This is a genomic window from Streptomyces megasporus (assembly GCF_000718985.1).
GTDB lineage: Bacteria > Actinomycetota > Actinomycetes > Streptomycetales > Streptomycetaceae > Streptomyces > Streptomyces megasporus.
Genome location: NZ_JODL01000010.1, coordinates 1 through 15,920 on the forward strand (window position 1 = coordinate 1; position 15,920 = coordinate 15,920).

At 73.7% G+C, this 15,920-nt stretch carries 11 protein-coding genes; 8 read left to right on the forward strand and 3 right to left on the reverse strand.

What is annotated here, in order from left to right; translation table 11 throughout:
• The first annotated feature begins 1,005 nt into the window (after window positions 1–1,005).
• The 5 genes from IF47_RS0110855 (at window position 1,006) to IF47_RS0110875 (ending at window position 9,645) form a co-directional block, all read left to right on the forward strand.
• A complete protein-coding gene (locus IF47_RS0110855) occupies window positions 1,006–2,595 on the forward strand; it encodes a peptidoglycan-binding protein (RefSeq protein WP_031508403.1) in 1,590 nt (529 codons plus the stop codon).
• Window positions 2,596–2,896: 301 nt separating this feature from the next.
• Window positions 2,897–5,602, forward strand: coding sequence for a class III lanthionine synthetase LanKC (lanKC, locus tag IF47_RS0110860; RefSeq protein ID WP_078591722.1), 2,706 nt, complete (start codon window positions 2,897–2,899; stop codon window positions 5,600–5,602).
• On the forward strand, window positions 5,599–5,721 hold the full coding sequence (locus IF47_RS0110865; RefSeq protein WP_031508406.1) for a SapB/AmfS family lanthipeptide: 123 nt from the start codon (window positions 5,599–5,601) through the stop codon (window positions 5,719–5,721). Before lanKC ends, IF47_RS0110865 begins: the two co-directional genes overlap by 4 nt.
• A 160-nt stretch (window positions 5,722–5,881) precedes the next feature.
• A complete protein-coding gene (locus tag IF47_RS0110870; RefSeq protein ID WP_078591723.1) occupies window positions 5,882–7,738 on the forward strand; it encodes an ABC transporter ATP-binding protein in 1,857 nt (618 codons plus the stop codon).
• A complete protein-coding gene (locus IF47_RS0110875) occupies window positions 7,735–9,645 on the forward strand; it encodes an ATP-binding cassette domain-containing protein (RefSeq protein ID WP_211257187.1) in 1,911 nt (636 codons plus the stop codon). Before IF47_RS0110870 ends, IF47_RS0110875 begins: the two co-directional genes overlap by 4 nt.
• Window positions 9,646–9,708: 63 nt before the next feature.
• Here the strand turns inward: IF47_RS0110875 and IF47_RS0110880 are convergent, their stop codons facing one another.
• Together IF47_RS0110880 and IF47_RS0110885 are read right to left on the reverse strand one after the other, a co-directional pair.
• Window positions 9,709–10,314 (reverse strand): response regulator transcription factor, encoded by a 606-nt coding sequence (locus IF47_RS0110880; RefSeq protein ID WP_031508410.1) that lies wholly within the window; start codon window positions 10,312–10,314, stop codon window positions 9,709–9,711.
• Window positions 10,315–10,468: 154 nt separating this feature from the next.
• Window positions 10,469–11,092, reverse strand: a complete 624-nt coding sequence (locus IF47_RS0110885) for a TetR family transcriptional regulator (RefSeq protein WP_031508411.1) — start codon at window positions 11,090–11,092, stop codon at window positions 10,469–10,471.
• A gap of 334 nt (window positions 11,093–11,426) precedes the next feature.
• Between IF47_RS0110885 and IF47_RS0110890 the strand changes: the two genes are divergently transcribed.
• Genes IF47_RS0110890 through IF47_RS0110900 form a run of 3 tightly spaced genes read left to right on the forward strand, consistent with a single transcriptional unit; the run spans window position 11,427 to window position 14,657 of the window.
• Window positions 11,427–12,794, forward strand: a complete 1,368-nt coding sequence (locus IF47_RS0110890; protein WP_031508413.1) for a glycosyltransferase family 4 protein — start codon at window positions 11,427–11,429, stop codon at window positions 12,792–12,794.
• 34 nt (window positions 12,795–12,828) lie between these two features.
• Entirely contained in the window at window positions 12,829–13,593 is a 765-nt protein-coding gene (locus IF47_RS0110895; protein ID WP_031508414.1) for a class I SAM-dependent methyltransferase, read from the forward strand.
• A complete protein-coding gene (locus IF47_RS0110900; RefSeq protein WP_031508416.1) occupies window positions 13,590–14,657 on the forward strand; it encodes a prenyltransferase/squalene oxidase repeat-containing protein in 1,068 nt (355 codons plus the stop codon). Before IF47_RS0110895 ends, IF47_RS0110900 begins: the two co-directional genes overlap by 4 nt.
• A gap of 387 nt (window positions 14,658–15,044) precedes the next feature.
• Here the strand turns inward: IF47_RS0110900 and IF47_RS0110905 are convergent, their stop codons facing one another.
• Window positions 15,045–15,902: a hypothetical protein gene (locus tag IF47_RS0110905; protein ID WP_425423574.1), complete on the reverse strand. Its 858-nt coding sequence runs from the start codon at window positions 15,900–15,902 to the stop codon at window positions 15,045–15,047.
• Window positions 15,903–15,920: the final 18 nt, after the last annotated feature.

A 15,920-nucleotide genomic window follows, 5' to 3' on the forward strand; every position in this document is an offset into this window, starting at 1 on the left:
GCGTCAACGTCCTGTGGGCCATGATCCGTGACGGAGCGTGCTACCAAGCCACACCGCCTGTCACAGCGGCGGCTTGACATCAGCATTGGGAAGCCTTTCTCGTGGGCGTCTTCGGGCGCAGCCGCGCGCGACGGCCGACCGCGCTCGCCGCACGGGGGCACACCGGGCTCGACTCCGCATTCCTCGACGGTGCCGGTACCGGGACCGTCGCTCCGCCACACGGTGGAGGCGTCGGTTCCGGGAGCCTGCTCGTGCCCGGGCGGGTGCTCCGGCTTCCGCGACGGACGGGGTGCGTCCGTCGCGCTCACGGTTGCGGGTCAGCGCCGGATTCGCACCGGCTTCCCCCGATCGGGCACATGACGTTCGTCGGCTCACTCTAACGGGCGACCGGCCTGGTCCCGTCGGTGTGGGAGCGGGATCACACCGGGGCCGGGACCGGGGCGCGGGACCGGCCGGAGCATGTGCCGTGTGTCGGCGGGGAGTTGGGGAGAACCGCCGGGACGGCTCGGGAGCGGCCGTGGGACGACCGGAGGGGGTCGGCCGAAGAGGGAGAGAAAGAAGCAAAGGAGGAGGAACGAAGAAGGGAGAAAGAAGGAAGAAGCAGGAAGAAGGCGCGGAACAAGGGGAGTAGACGCGATGTCCGCCTCCCCGCGTGGATTCTCCAGTGGTTCACACCAAAGAATCCTTCCGTTTTTCCGGCGCGACCGGTTGACGCGCGCGGTGGCGACCCGTGACGCTCAAGGGCCGCGGAACCCCGGCGCGTGGACGGTCGCGCCGAGGTGTCCGTGCAGGTGGTGGCGGTGGTCCGGGGCGGAATTTCGTGTGTCGGTGCCCTTCCCGGACCCCGCTTCCGAATTCCCTCCGGCCTCATGGGCGAATTCACGGCGAATCATCGCGGCGTTATTGACGTGCTCATGTCTTAACGATAGGAATTCGTCCCGTCCACCGGCGTGAGCGAGCCATCGATGCTCACCCCCCCCACGCGCATGCTGACCTGGAGGAAGAATGTTCCGACGCCCCCTGGCCGCGAGACGGTCGGGCGCAGCCGTGCTCGGCGGTCTGACCGTGGCCGCGCTGCTCGCCATGGGCGGACCCGCGGGCGCCGCGCCCGCGGACCTCACGCCGTCGAACCCGATGAACCGAGCGTTCGCCCAGGCCGCCGAGGAGTTCCAGGTCCCCCGGGACCTGCTCGTCGCGGTCGGCTACGGGGAGACCCACCTGGACGACCACGACGGGAAGCCCAGCCACGCGGGCGGCCACGGCGTGATGCACCTGGTCGACAACCCCGTGCGCGACACCCTGGGGGAGGCCGCCGACCTGACCGGCGAGTCCGAGACCGACCTGAGGCGGGACACCGAGGCCAACATCCTCGGCGGCGCCGCCGTCCTGCGCGCCTACGCCGACGAGGCGGGCCTGGACGCCTCCGAACGCCGCGACGCGGACGCCTGGTACCCGGTGGTGGCCCGCTACGGCGGCGCGGAGGACGACCGGGCCGCGAAGCTGTACGCCGACACCGTCTACGACTTCCTGGCGGACGGCTTCAGCGCCCTCACCCCGGACGGCGAGCGGGTCACCGTCGCACCGCGGGACGTCGCCCCCGAACGCGGCCGGTACGCGAAGGTCCGCTCCCTCGCCGAGCCCGCCCCGTCCTCCGACACGGGCGCCCTGAGCACCGACTACCCGCCCGCCCTGTGGGTGCCGGCGGACCCGGGCAACTACGTCGCGGGCCGCACGTCGCCGATCACCCACGTCGTCGTCCACGTCACCCAGGGCTCGTACGCCGGGACGATCAGTTGGTTCCGGAACCCCGACGCGAACGTCAGCGCCCACTACGTGGTCCGCTCCTCCGACGGGCAGGTCACGCAGATGGTCCGCGACCGCGACACCGCCTGGCACGCCCGCTCCGGCAACCCGTACTCCATCGGGATCGAGCACGAGGGCTACGTCGACAACCCCTCGTGGTTCACCGACGCCATGTACCGCTCCTCGGCCGCGCTGACCCGCCACCTGTGCGACCGGCACGGCATCCCCAAGGACCGGACGCACATCGTCGGCCACGTCGAGGTACCGGGCAACGACCACACCGACCCGGGCCCGAACTGGAACTGGTCCTACTACATGCAACTGGTCCGCGACGGCGACGCCACCGCTCCCGTCCAGGTGAACTTCCCCTCCTACGACACGCTCCGCACCGGCTCCACCGGCGCCCAGGTGAAGGCCGCCCAACACCTGCTGAACCAGAACGGTTTCGACGCCGGCGCGGTGGACGGCGTCTTCGGCGCCGGCACCGAGGGCGCCGTGCGGGCGTTCCAGCGCAACCGCGGCCTGACCGCCGACGGCGTCGTCGGCGCCCGCACCTGGACCGCCCTGCTGTCGGCGGGCACCAAGCCCACCCTGCGACAGGGGAGTTCGGGCGTGGACGTGGAGAGGCTCCAGCGCGCGCTGACGGCCGCCCTCGGCCGGACCGTGGGCATCGACGGCCTCTTCGGTCCGAACACCGACACGGCCGTCCGCGACTACCAGCGCACCCGCGGCCTGACCGTGGACGGCGTCGTCGGCGGCGGAACCTGGGGAGCCCTGCAGGCCGGCAGGTAGGACCCGGCGTCGCCCGCGTCGCGCTGCGCCGTCCCAGGTCACGCCTCGCGTCGTCCCAGGTCACGCCCACGTCGCGCCCATGTCGGCGGAGAACCTCCTCGGCCCGTGTCACCGCCCGGTGGTGCGGGCCGAGGCGCGTCCCCCAGCGACACGGGCCCGCGTGACACGGCCGTCACACTCCGGTTACTCGTGCGTTTCTCACGGTCGAGTCGTGACACCTGTGACTGTTCCGTCACCCCCCGCACATGGAAAAGTCATGGCCGTCGCCACACGGGAAGCCGGACGAGCCGAAGGGGGACCGATGAGCAAGGGGTACGCCGCCTACTGCGACGCGGACCGCTGGTTCTACGACGCCCCCCACCGGGTCTCCGACGACACCGAGCGCACCGGCGCCTGGCAGGCCACGCGCCGTCCGGTTCCCGAGGGGTGGCAGCGCCACCGCTCCGGGGACTGGCTGGCCCTGCGCCCGCAGGACGCCGAACTGCCCAAGCAGGGCTGGAAGATCCACGTCTCCGCCTGCCTGGACAACGCGGAGAGGATCATCGACGCGGTCTGGGACCACTGCGTGCCCCGCGGCATCGCCTTCAAGTTCATCCCGAACCGCTACCTGCTGCACAACCGCAACGCCAAGTACGCCGACCGCGGCGGCAGCGGAAAGTTCGTCACCGTCTACCCGACCGACGACGACCAGTGCCGCGCCATCGCCGAGGAGCTGGACGCGCTGCTGACCGGCGAGCCCGGCCCCTACATCCTCAGCGACCTGCGCTGGGGCGACGGCCCGGTGTACCTGCGCTACGGCAGCTTCACCGAACGGCACTGCTACGACGAGAACGGCGAACCGCGCCCCGCGATCGAGGACGCCGCCGGCCGTCTGGTGCCCGACCGCAGGGACCCGACCTTCCACGTCCCGGACTGGGTCACCCTGCCGGACTTCCTCGCGCCCCACCTCCAGGCCCGCAACGCCACCAAGGTCGGCGACATCCCCTACCGCGTCGAGAAGGCCCTGCACTTCTCCAACGGCGGCGGGGTCTACGTCGCGACCGACACCCGCACCGGTGAGCGGGTCGTCCTCAAGGAGGGCCGCCCGCACGCCGGTCTGGCCGCCGACGGGGCCGACGCCGTCACCCGGCTGGCACGGGAGAAGGAGGCCCTGGAGAGGCTGTCCGGCCTGCCCCAGACCCCCGAGGTGCGCGACTGGTTCGCCCTCGGCGACCACCGCTTCCTGGCCCTGGAGTACATCGAGGGCAAACCGCTCAACGGCTTCTTCGCCCGCCGACACCCGCTGATCGAGTCGGACCCGAGCCCCGAGCGGATCGCCGAGTACACCGAGTGGGCCCTGCGAATGCACCGCCTGGTGGAGGAGGCCGTCGAGGCCATCCACGCACGCGGCGTCGTCTTCAACGACCTGCACCTGTTCAACATCATGGTCTCCGAGGACGAGTCCTCGGTGACGCTGCTGGACTTCGAGGCCGCCGCCCACGTCGACGAGGGCCGGCGTCAGGTCATCGCCAACCCCGGCTTCGTCGCCCCCGCCGACCGCAGGGGGTTCGACGTCGACCGCTACGCCCTGGCCTGCCTGCGCATCGCCCTCTTCCTGCCGCTGACCAACCTGTTCGCGATCGACCGGGAGAAGGCCGCGCACCTGGCGCGGATCGCCGCCCGGGAGTTCCCCGACGTGCCGCGCGAGTTCTTCGACGAGGCGGTGGCGGAGATCACCCGGGGCCTGCCCGCGGAGGACGCCGGGACCGACGGCGCGACGCGGAAGGGCACGACGGGCGCCACGTCGAGCGGAATCGACGGGGGATACCTGCCCGTGCACCCCGCCGACTGGCCGCGCAGCCGCGACTCGATGACGCGGGCCGTGCTCGACGCGGCCACCCCCGAACGCGAGGACCGCTTCTTCCCCGGCGACATAGCCCAGTTCGCCCCCGGCGGCGGCATCAACCTCGCCCACGGCGCGGCCGGAGTGCTCCACGTCCTGGCCGAGACCGGCGGCGAGCGGTGCCCCGAGGCCGAGGAGTGGCTGCTGCGGAAGACCAAGGAACCCGCCTCCGGCACACCGCTGGGCTTCTACGACGGACTCTCCGGCGTCGCCTGGGCCCTGGAGAGGTTCGGACACACCGACCGCGCCCTGGAACTGGCCGACACCGTCCTCGCCCAGCCCTGGGAGGATCTCGCCACCGACCTGCACGGCGGACTGTCCGGCATCGGTCTGGCCCTGGACGCCCTGGCCGCGGCCACGGGCGAGAGCGTCCTGCACGAGAAGGCGCTGCGCTGCGCCCAACTCGTCGCCGACAAGGCCGACCGGCGCGGCGATCGTCCCCGGCCCGCCGTCAAGGGAGCGCCCCGCGCCGGACTGCTGTACGGCTCGACCGGCGAGGCCCTGCTCTTCCTGCGGCTGTACGAGCGCACCGGCCAGACCGAGCTGCTCGACCGCGCGGCCGGCGCCCTCCGCCGCGACCTGGACTGCTGCGTGACCGGCGTCGACGGCGCCCTCCAGGTGGACGAGGGCTGGCGCACCATGCCCTACCTGGGCGCCGGCAGCGTCGGCATCGGGATGGTGCTCGACGACTACGCCGTCCACCGCGAGGACGAGCGCTTCGAAAAGGCGCGGCACGACATCCTCGAAGCCGCCCGGTCCAGGTTCTACGCACAGCCCGGCCTGTTCCGGGGCGTGGCGGGGATGATCCTCCACCTCGCCCGCACGACCACCGGCGACCCCGGCGCCCGCGAGGCCGATCTGCGCCGTCAGATCGACTCGCTGACCCGGGCGGCCGTCCCCTACCGAGGCCGACTGGCCTTCCCCGGCGAGCAGATGATGCGGCTGTCGACGGACCTCGCCACCGGCACCGCCGGCTGCCTGCTCGCCCTGGGCAGCGCGCTGCACGACACACCCGTGCACCTGCCCTTCCTCCCGCCGCTCCGGCGGCCCCAGAGCCGGTCTTCCGTCCGGAAGGCCGTACCAGGAAAACCCGTCCCCACGGAAACGAAAGGAACAGAGAAATGACGCTTCTCGACCTGCAGACCATGGAGACCCCGCAGGACGACGAGTTCACCGGCGGCGGCTCGCAGGCCAGCCTGCTGCTGTGCGGCGACAGCTCCCTGAGCCTCGTCACCTGCAACTGACCCCGGCGCCGCGGACACTGATCCCGCGGCGGTGAAACGGTCAACGCGGTCCCGGGCGGTCACGACGCCCGGGGCCGCGTCGCCGTTGTCCAAGGTGTACCCCCGCAACCCCGCGCGTACCCCTGCCGCACCGTCCACGGACGCGAGGATTCCACCGCCCATGGCCATCCACCCCACCGTCCACGGAACCGACGGAACCGACGGAACCGACGGAACCGGCGGCGCGCCGGACGAGCCGACGGAACCCCAGGGTCCCGAAGGCGGAGGCGAGAGGAGCGGGCGCGACCCGGCCGACCGCCTCCTGCTGGCCGCGGTCCGCCACAGCGCCGGCCGCACCACGGCGATCTGCCTGCTGAACACCGCGTCCGCCGCCGCCACCATCGCCCTGCCCGCCGTCCTCGGCCACACCCTCGACCTGCTGCTCGGCCGGGACGGCGGTGGGGGCGCGGGCCCCTGGCTCGCGCTGTGCGCGGCGCTGGTCGCGGCCGAGGTGCTCCTGGACGCGGTGGCCGCCCTGCTGACCGGCACCACGGTCGCCCGCTCCACCGCCTGGCTGCGCCGCCGCGGCCTGGACCACCTGCTGGCCGTGGGACCGCGCCGGGCGGCCCGGTTCGCCCCCGGGGACCTGGTGACCCGCCTGACGGGCAACGCGGCCGAGGCGGGAGGAGCGCCCGCCGCCGTCGCCGGCGCGCTCACCTCGCTCCTCACCCCGCTGGGGGCCCTGATCGCCCTGGCGGTCACCGACCTCTGGCTCGCCGCGGTCTTCTGCGCCGGGGTGCCCCTGCTGGTGCTGCTGCTGCGGGCCTTCGCCCGCGGCTCCTCCGACAGCGTCTCCCGCTACCAGCGCGTCCAGGGCGAGATCGCCGGCCACCTGGTCGAGGCGCTCGCCGGCGCCCGCACCGTGGCCGCCGCGGGGACCGTCGACCGCGAACGCGCCCGCGTCCTGGCCCGGCTGCCCGAACTGTCCGCCCAGGGGCGGCGGACGTGGCGGGTGTACGGGCGGGCCGTCGTCGGCAGCGGCGTCCTGGTGCCCCTGCTGACGCTCGCCGTCCTGGCGGTGGGCGGCATGCGCCTGGCCGCCGGGCAGTTGAGCGTCGGCGAGCTGCTGGCCGCGTTCCGCTACGCCTCCCTGGCCGCGGGCATCGGCGGTGTGACGAGCCAGGTCAGCGCCCTGGTGCGGAGCCGTGCCGCCGCCCGGCGCACCGCCGAACTGCTCACCGTGCCCCGCACCGGGCACGGCCGGCGCTCCCTGCCGCCGGACGGCACCGGCCGGCTGGAGCTGCGCGGCGTCACCGCCGTGCGCGGCGGACGGACGGTGCTCACGGACGTGGACCTGACCGTCCCCGGCGGCACCACGGTGGCCGTCGTGGGACGCTCCGGATCGGGCAAGTCCACCCTGGCCGCGATCGCCGGACGGCTCGCCGACCCCGAGGAGGGGCGGGTGCTGCTGGACGGCGTCCCGCTGGACGGACTCGACCCCGCCAAACTGCGCCGGGAGGTCGGCTACGCCTTCGAACGCCCCGCCCTGTTCGGCTCCTCCGTCGGCGAGGCCGTCGCCTTCGGGGCGTACGAGCCGGAACCGGAGGCGGTGGAGGCCGCCGCGCGGGCGGCCGGCGCCGACGCCTTCGTCCGCCGTCTGCCCGCCGGGTACGCCACCGCGCTCGCCGACGCGCCGCTGTCCGGCGGCGAACTCCAACGCCTCGGCCTGGCACGGGCCTTCGCCCACGCGGGCCGGCTGCTGGTGCTCGACGACGCCACCTCCAGCCTGGACAGCGTCACCGAACTCCAGGTCGGTCGGGCGCTGACGGACCAGGTGCGGGCCGGCACCCGGCTGATCGTCGCGCACCGGGTCTCCTCCGCCGCCCGCGCCGACCTGGTGGTCTGGCTGGAGGGCGGTCGCGTCCGGGCCGTCGGCCCCCACACGGCGCTGTGGGAACTCCCCGACTACCGCGCGGTGTTCGCGGCGGAGGAGACGCGGGCGGCGGACGCCGGTACGGCCGGGGAGGGGGCCCGGTGAGCCGGCGCGCTCGGGGACCGGCCCGCCGACTCCTGCCGCGGGCACTGCGCTTCCTGCGGAACCGGGGGCGCGTGCTGCTCCTGCTCGGCGGTTGGTCGCTGCTGGAGTCGGCGCAGACCTTCCTGATCGGCTACGGCGTGGCCCAGGCCCTGGACCGGGGTTTCCTCGCCGGGCGGGTCGGGACCGGGCTGCTCTGGCTGGTGGTCGCCGCCGCGGCCACCGCCCTGGGCGGACTGGCCACCCGAGGCGTCTTCCGGGGCCTGGCCGACCTCGTCGAGCCGCTGCGGGACGGGCTGTTGCGCCGCGTGGTGGCCCGCGCCCTGCGCGAGGCGGTGGCCGACCCGGCCCGCGCGGACGCCTCGGCCGTCTCCCGCCTCACCCACCAGACCGAGCTCGCCCGCGACAGCTTCGCCGGGCTGGTGCTGGTGCTGCGGTCCTTCGTCTTCACGGCGGCCGGGGCGTTGGCCGGGCTGGCCTCCCTCGCCCTTCCGCTGCTGCTGGTCGTCCTGCCGCCGCTGGTGCTGGGGTTGGTACTGTTCACGGCCACGCTCGTGCCGATGGCGGCCCGCCAACGGGAGTTCCTCGGCGCGGACGAGGCCCTCTCCACCCGGTACGGCGCCGTCGCCGCGGGGCTGCGGGACGTGGTGGCGTGCGGCGCCGAGCGGCGCGTGGCGGCGGGGGCGGACGAGCTGGTCGACGCCGAGGTGAGGGCGGCCCGCGCGCTCGCCCGGTGGGCCGCGGCCCGCACCCTGGCGCTGGGGGTGGCCGGTCACCTGCCCGTCGTCCTGCTGCTGGTCGCCACCCCGTGGCTGCTGGACGGGGGCGTCACGGCGGGTGCGCTGCTGGGCGCGCTGACCTACCTGACCCAGTCGCTGCTGCCCGCCCTCCACACCCTGATGAACGCTCTGGGAGCGGCGGGCACCCGGCTGCTGGTCGTCCTGGACCGGCTCGTCGGGGACGGTCCGGACGGCGACCTTGAGGACGCCTCCGCGGACGTCCGGGGAGGCGGTGCGGGGACGGTCCCGCTCCCGGCCCCCGCCGCCCGGAGCACCGCCGGCTCCCGGGTGGAGCTGCGCTCGGTGACCTTCGCCTACGGGCCCGCCGCCCAACCGGTCCTCCACGGTGTGGACCTGGTGGTCGAGCCCGGCGAGCACCTGGTCGTCGTGGGACCCAGCGGCATCGGCAAGTCCACGCTCGCCGCCCTGATCGCGGGGCTGCTCACCCCCTGCGAGGGGCTGGTGCTGGTGGACGGCGAACCGGCGACGGCCTCCGGGCCGGCCGGCGGGGAGCCGGCCCGGAGGCGGGTGCTGATCCCGCAGCAGGCGTACGTCTTCACCGGCACCCTCCGCGAGAACCTCCACTACCTGTGCCCCGGTGGGCCGGAGGAGGTCCCGGAGGAGGCCGTGGCCGCCTCGGTGGCCGCGGTCGGACTCGGCCCGCTGGTGGAGCGCCTGGGCGGACTGGACGCGACGGTCGATCCGGCGGTCCTCTCCCAGGGGGAGCGGCAACTGATCGCGCTGGGGCGGGCCCACCTGTCGCCCGCGCCCCTGGTGCTGTTGGACGAGGCCACCTGCCATCTGGACCCGGCGGCGGAGGCGCGCGCCGAGCGGGCGTTCGCCGACCGACCCGGCACGCTGGTGGTGATCGCCCACCGGATCGACTCGGTCCACCGGGCCGACCGGGTGCTGGTGATGGACGGCGCCCACGCCACGGTCGGGCGCCACCGCGACCTGTTGGACCGCTCGCCCCTCTACCGCGACCTCGTCGGACACTGGGCCGGACATCGGGCCGGACATCGGACCGGGGATCGGGTCGGGGGTCGGGTCGGGCGCCGGCCCGGAGGCGGACCCGGCCGGGACGCGACGCTCTCGGCGCCCGGCCCGCGCGGTGACCGGGGGACCCGGTAGGGAGCACGGCGGCCGGCCCCGGACCCGGGGCCGGCCGCACGACGGGGAAGGGGCGAAGGGGTGCTACACCCAGCCCGCGCCCTGGGAGATCCGTATGGCGTCGACCCGGTTGCGGGCCCCGGTCTTACGGGTGATCGCGGACATGTAGTTGCGGATGGTGCCGCGCGACAGGTGCAGACGACCGGCGATCTCGGAGACGGTGGCGCCCTTGGCGGCGAGCGACAGGACGCTTAACTCCCGCGCGGTCAGCGGCATGTCCGCGGCGCGCAGGAGGTCGTGGGCGAGGGACTCGTCCACGTATCTTCTTCCGGCGGCGACGTGCCGTATTCCCTCCCGTAGCTTCTTCGGGGTCGCGTCCTTGTTCACGAATCCCAGGGCCTGTGCGTCATAGGCGCGGCGCAGCAGGCCGGGCCGTCCGGGGGTGGCCAGAATCAGGAGGCCGCACTGTGCCGACGTCATATGCCGGCACAATTCCGCGACACCGCCCCCGTCCGGCGACTCCGGGAGCTCCATGTCGACGACGCACACGTCCGCCCGCAAGGACCGAAGACGACCGGGATCACCTGACCAGGGGACATCCTTGACCTCCATGTCGGGCGCCTCGTTCAGCAGCGCCGCCAGGCCGGATCGCAACAGGCCCAGGTGGTGCACCAGTAGTACCTCAATCACGTTCGGCTCCTTCAGTGCCCTGTACGGGTGACGGTTGTCGAACACCCGTCAACAGATACCTATAAAGGCCATCGGATAACGCGTACTTTCAGCCAGAACCCACCGGCATTCGAAGCAGCGGGAGCGATCAGGGGGCGCGCGGGGAGTGAATTGTTTATCGGTGCGCGCCGCCCGGGGTTTCCGCGGGGATGAGCTCGCACACGGTTTTGATGTCTCCGTACACCTGTTCGCCGGAGCAGCGCCCGGAGAGCCAGCCGATCAGGGCCGAGTGCCAGGTGTGCTCGACGACCCGGACCACCGAGAGCAGTTCGGGCGGCGGCGGACCCTGCCGCCCCACGGCGTCCAGGACGATCGCGGTGGTGAGCCGCGAGACCGCCTCCACCTCCGCACCGGCCGAGCGGTCCGCGAAGGTGAACGCGCGCACCATGGCCTCCGTCAGACGCGGCTCCTCCCGGAGCGCCCGGAAGGCGCGCGTCAGCGCCTCGACCACCCTGGCCCCCGGCTCCCGGCCGCCGGGCGGTCGCTCGTGCAGCGTCTCGCGCAACCCCTCCAACCGGTCGCGCAGGACGGCGACCAGCAGGTGGATCTTGGAGGGGAAGTAGCGGTAGAGCGTGCCGAGGGCGACGTCCGCGGAGTCGGCGACCTCGCGCATCTGCACCGCGCCGAAGCCGCCGCGCCGGGCCAGCTCGACGGTGGCGTCCAGGATGCGGCGGCGACGTGCCTCCTGACGCTCGGTGAGCGGCGGTGCGGAGGAAGGGGAGTCGGGTCGTGCCGTCATGTTCCCTGCCCGTCTGTCCCGGGGCCCGTCCGTCCCGCCGCGCTTCCCCCATCGGCCCGCGGCGGCCCAAGGCCGCGTTCCCGCACGCCCCGCGGGAGCGCGCACGACCTCGTGGGCGGAGCCGTGGTGCGAATCACCCGGACCCGGTCGGTCCGGATCGTGTACCGGCCGGTAATCTTGCGGGTCGGAGCCGTTCGGCGGCTCCGGAAGCCGGGCGTGACCGGGGGTGCCGCGGGGCACGGTCGGGCCGTCCTTGAAACTTGTTCCAGATTAACGCGAGCGGTTACGCTCCCGCGGACGTTTGCCGCGAGGATCTGTCGGAAGGGGGCCGTGAGTGACGGCAGAGGCCACCCGGGAAGCCGCTGGCCCCCTGGCGGGCGAGACCGCCGACGGTGATCGACCGCTGCGGATCGCGCTGCTCAGCTACAAGGGGAACCCGTTCTGCGGTGGCCAGGGCGTCTACGTGCGCCACCTGTCGCGCGAACTGGCCCGGCTGGGGCACCGCGTCGAGGTGATCGGCGCCCAGCCCTACCCCGTTCTCGACCCCGTCCTCGACGGCGAGGCCGACCGGGCGGGGGAGGTCACCCTCACCAAGCTCCCCAGCCTCGACCTCTACCGGCAGCCCGACCCCTTCCGCACCCCGAGGCGGGAGGAGTACCGCGACTGGATCGACGCGCTGGAGGTCGCCACCATGTGGACCGGCGGCTTCCCCGAGCCGCTGACCTTCTCGCTGCGCGCCCGCCGCCATCTGGCCGCCCGGCGCGGTGACTTCGACGTCGTCCACGACAACCAGACCCTCGGCTACGGCCTGCTCGGCCTGGAACGCCTCGGCTTCCCCCTGGTCACCACCGTCCACCACCCCGTCACCGTGGACCGGCAGGTGGAGCTGGACGCCGCCCCGGACTGGAAGCGGCGGGCGTCCGTGCGCCGCTGGTACGCCTTCACCCGCATGCAGAAGCGGGTCGCCCGGCGGCTGCCGAGCGTGCTGACCGTCTCCGGCTCCTCCCGCCGGGAGATCACCGAGCACCTCGGCGTGCGTCCCGAGCGCGTCCACGTCGTGCCCATCGGGGCCGACACCGGGCTGTTCTCGCCCGATCCGTCCGTGCCCGAGGTCCCCGGCCGCATCGTCACCACCTCCAGCGCCGACGTCCCGCTCAAGGGGTTGGTCCACCTGGTGGAGGCCCTGGCCAAGGTCCGCACCGAGCACCCGGACGCGCACCTGGTGGTCGTCGGCAAACGCCCCGAGAGCGGTCCCGTCGCCGCCGCCGTCGAGCGGTACGGCCTCGACCGCGCCATCGAGTTCGTCAAGGGCATCAGCGACCGGGAGTTGGTGGACCTGGTACGCGGCGCGCAAATCGCCTGCGTGCCCTCCCTCTACGAGGGCTTCTCGCTGCCCGCCGCCGAGGCCATGGCCACCGGCACCCCGCTGGTCGCCACCACCGGCGGCGCGATCCCCGAGGTCGCCGGCCCCGACGGCGAGACCTGCCTGGCGGTGCCCCCGGGCGACGCGGGCGCGCTCGCCGCGGCGCTGGGCAGACTGCTCGGCGACGCCGACCTGCGGGCGAGGCTGGGCGCGGCCGGACGGGAGAGGGTGCTGAGCCGCTTCACCTGGGAGCAGGCCGCCCGTGGCACGGTGGAGCACTACCGCGCGGCGCTCCTGAACACGGCGACCCGGCGCACCCCCGACTCCGCCCTCAGCTAGACCCCCGCACGTCACCGAGGAAGGCAGACCGCCAGTGCTGACCGTGGACTTCTCCCGCTTCCCGCTCGCCCCCGGCGACCGGGTCCTGGACCTGGGATGCGGCGCCGGGCGCCACGCCTTCGAGTGCTACCGGCGCGGCGCGCGCGTCGTCGCGCTCGACCGCAACGGCGAGGAGATCCGCGAGGTCGCCAAGTGGTTCGCGGCGATGAAGGAGGCGGGGGAGGCCCCGGCGGGCGCCGAGGCCACCGCCATGGAGGGCGACGCCCTCGCGCTGCCCTTTCCGGACGACAGCTTCGACGCCGTGATCATCTCCGAGGTGATGGAGCACATCCCCGACGACAAGGGCGTCCTCGCCGAGATGGTCCGGGTGCTCCGCCCCGGCGGCCGGATCGCGGTGACCGTGCCGCGCTACGGCCCGGAGAAGGTCTGCTGGACGCTCTCCGACGCCTACCACGAGGTCGAGGGCGGCCACATCCGCATCTACCGCGCCGACGAACTGCTGGGGAAGATGCGCGAGGCGGGACTGCGGCCATACGGGACGCACCACGCGCACGCGCTGCACTCCCCGTACTGGTGGCTCAAGTGCGCCTTCGGCGTGAACCGGGACGGTGACGACGCCGCGCTGCCGGTACGGGCCTACCACAAGCTGCTGGTCTGGGACATCATGAAGAAGCCCCTGGCCACCCGCCTCGCCGAGAACCTCCTCAACCCCGTGATGGGCAAGAGCTTCGTGGCCTACGCCACCAAGCCGCACCTCCCCGCCACCGCCGCGGCGGCGTCCGACGCGGAGCGGGCGTGACGAGCCCGGGCCGTACCGAACGGCTCGTCCTGCCCGGTGTCCTCACCGCCGAACAGGCCGCGCGGACCGTGGCGGGCATCGCCGCGATCCAGCGCCCCGACGGCGCGATCCCCTGGTTCCGCGGCCACCACCTCGACCCCTGGGACCACGTCGAGGCGGCCATGGCGCTGGACGTGGCCGGCGAGCACGAGCGGGCCGAGGCCGCCTACCTCTGGCTGGCCGAGCACCAGAACGCGGACGGCTCCTGGTACGCCGCGTACGCCGACGGGGACGCCGAACACCCCACCGACGCGGGCAAGGAGAGCAACTTCTGCGCCTACGTCGCCGTCGGGGTGTGGCACCACTACCTCGCCACGGGTGACGACGCCTTCGTGGAGCGGATGTGGCCGGTGGTCGTGGCGGCGGTGGAGTTCGTCCTGGCCCTCCAGCAGCCCGGCGGACAGATCGGCTGGAAGCGGGAGGCCGACGGCACCCCCGTCGCCGACGCCCTGCTCACCGGCTGCTCCTCCATCCATCAGGCGCTGCGCTGCGCGCTCGCCCTCGCCGAGCACCGCGAGGACCCGCAGCCGGACTGGGAGTTGGCCCTGGGGCAGCTCGGCCACGCGATCCGGAACCACCCCGAGCGCTTCCTGGACAAGAGCCGCTACTCGATGGACTGGTACTACCCCGTCCTGGGGGGCGCGGTGACCGGTCCGGCGGCCAAGGAGCGGATCGAGAGGGACTGGGACCGCTTCGTCGTCCCCGGCCTGGGCGTGCGCTGTGTGCTGCCCAACCCGTGGGTGACCGGCGGCGAGAGCGCCGAACTCGCGCTCGCGCTGTGGGTGATGGGGGAGTCGGACCGGGCGCTGGACATCCTGCGCTGGATACAGCACCTGCGGGCCGAGAACGGCCTGTACTGGACCGGCTACGTCTTCGAGGACGACGCCGTCTGGCCGGAGGAGTTGACCGCCTGGACCGCCGGTTCGCTGCTGCTGGCCGTGGCCGCGCTGGGCGGCGACGAGGCGACGGTGACGGTCTTCGGCGGAGAGGGACTGCCGGTGGGGCTGGAGCCGGACTGCTGCTGAGGCCGTCCGGCCCGCCCCGTACCGTCCCCACGGTCGGCCGGGCCGTCGGTACCGACGGCCCGGGCCGCGAGCGGATGACCCGGGAACAGGCGGGTCACCGCCGCGATCTCCGCGGCGTCGCCCGACAGCGGTGACCATAACGTCCGGATTGCCGTGTGAAACACCGACAAACCCCAACTCTTCGCTCCGGGTGAGGGGTTGGGGTCGCTGCCATGGAATCGCCGCGCGGTGTCCCGGTGGTGCGTCCGGGGCGCCGGGAGACGGCGGTGGAGAAGACGCCGGGAGACGGCGACGGGAGACGGCGACGGGAGACGGCGACGGCCCTCCGTCCGGGGCCGGACGGAGGGCCGTGGGGTTCTTCGCCGTCGGACGGCCGCGCGGCGGACGTCAGCCGCGCTGGATGCCCGAGGTGTCCTGCAGGATGCCGCGCCGGCCGTCCTGCGTCTGCGCCACCAGGGCCTGGCCGCGCTGCTCGACCGCCAGGTACCAGGTGCCCGGCGCCAGTTCGGCGATCGGGTTGGGGGAGCCGTCCTCCGGGAACAGCGGACGCGCGACCGGCACGGCGAACCAGAACGGCTGGAAGTTCGGGTCGGCCGGGGCGCCGGGGCCCGCCGCCGGGGTGGGCTGACCGCCGTACGGCTGCGGCTGGGACGGCTGCGGGCCGCCCGGCTGGGGGTGACCCGGCTGGGGGCCGCCCGGGTAGCCGTAGCCACCGGTCTGGGGCTGGCCCGGCTGGGGGCCGCCCGGGTAGCCGTAACCGCCCGGCTGGGGGTGACCCGGCTGCGGGCCCGGACCGTAGGGGTTCGGGGCCTTCGGGGACGGGGCCGGCAGCAGCGGGCCCTTGAGCGCGGGCACGCTGTTGCCCAGGACCGCGAAGATCGCCATGACCAGACCGCCGATGAGGGTCAGCCAGGCGCCGACGCCCAGCTCCACGCCCTCGTTGGAGTCCCCGAACTCCGAGTTCAGATCGGGGAAGAGGTTGGAGAACGACGACCACAGGGCCGACCAGCCGACGAAGACCGCCAGTGCGGTGCCCCACTGGTCGAGACCGAGCCCGAGGATCTTGCGCTCTCCGGGAAGCATGTGCCCGAGGGCGAGCAGCGCCGCGGCGGCCAGACCGGCGATCGTCACGGTCGGCAGCAGCGGGAAGAGGGCGGGATCCCAGGTGTTGAACGAGCAGGTCCCGGTGCAATCCTTGTCCTCTGCCTGGAAGAAGGCGAGGAAGGAGGCGATGAACAGCAGCACCGCTGCTCCGATTACCGC

Bases quoted from the DNA above. Each gene is read 5' to 3' on its own strand.
- IF47_RS0110855 (WP_031508403.1), top strand. From the start codon at position 1,006: ATGTTCCGACGCCCCCTGGCCGCGAGACGGTCGGGCGCAGCCGTGCTC.
- lanKC (WP_078591722.1), top strand. From the start codon at position 2,897: ATGAGCAAGGGGTACGCCGCCTACTGCGACGCGGACCGCTGGTTCTAC.
- IF47_RS0110865 (WP_031508406.1), top strand. From the start codon at position 5,599: ATGACGCTTCTCGACCTGCAGACCATGGAGACCCCGCAGGACGACGAG.
- IF47_RS0110870 (WP_078591723.1), top strand. From the start codon at position 5,882: ATGGCCATCCACCCCACCGTCCACGGAACCGACGGAACCGACGGAACC.
- IF47_RS0110885 (WP_031508411.1), bottom strand. From the start codon at position 11,092: ATGACGGCACGACCCGACTCCCCTTCCTCCGCACCGCCGCTCACCGAG.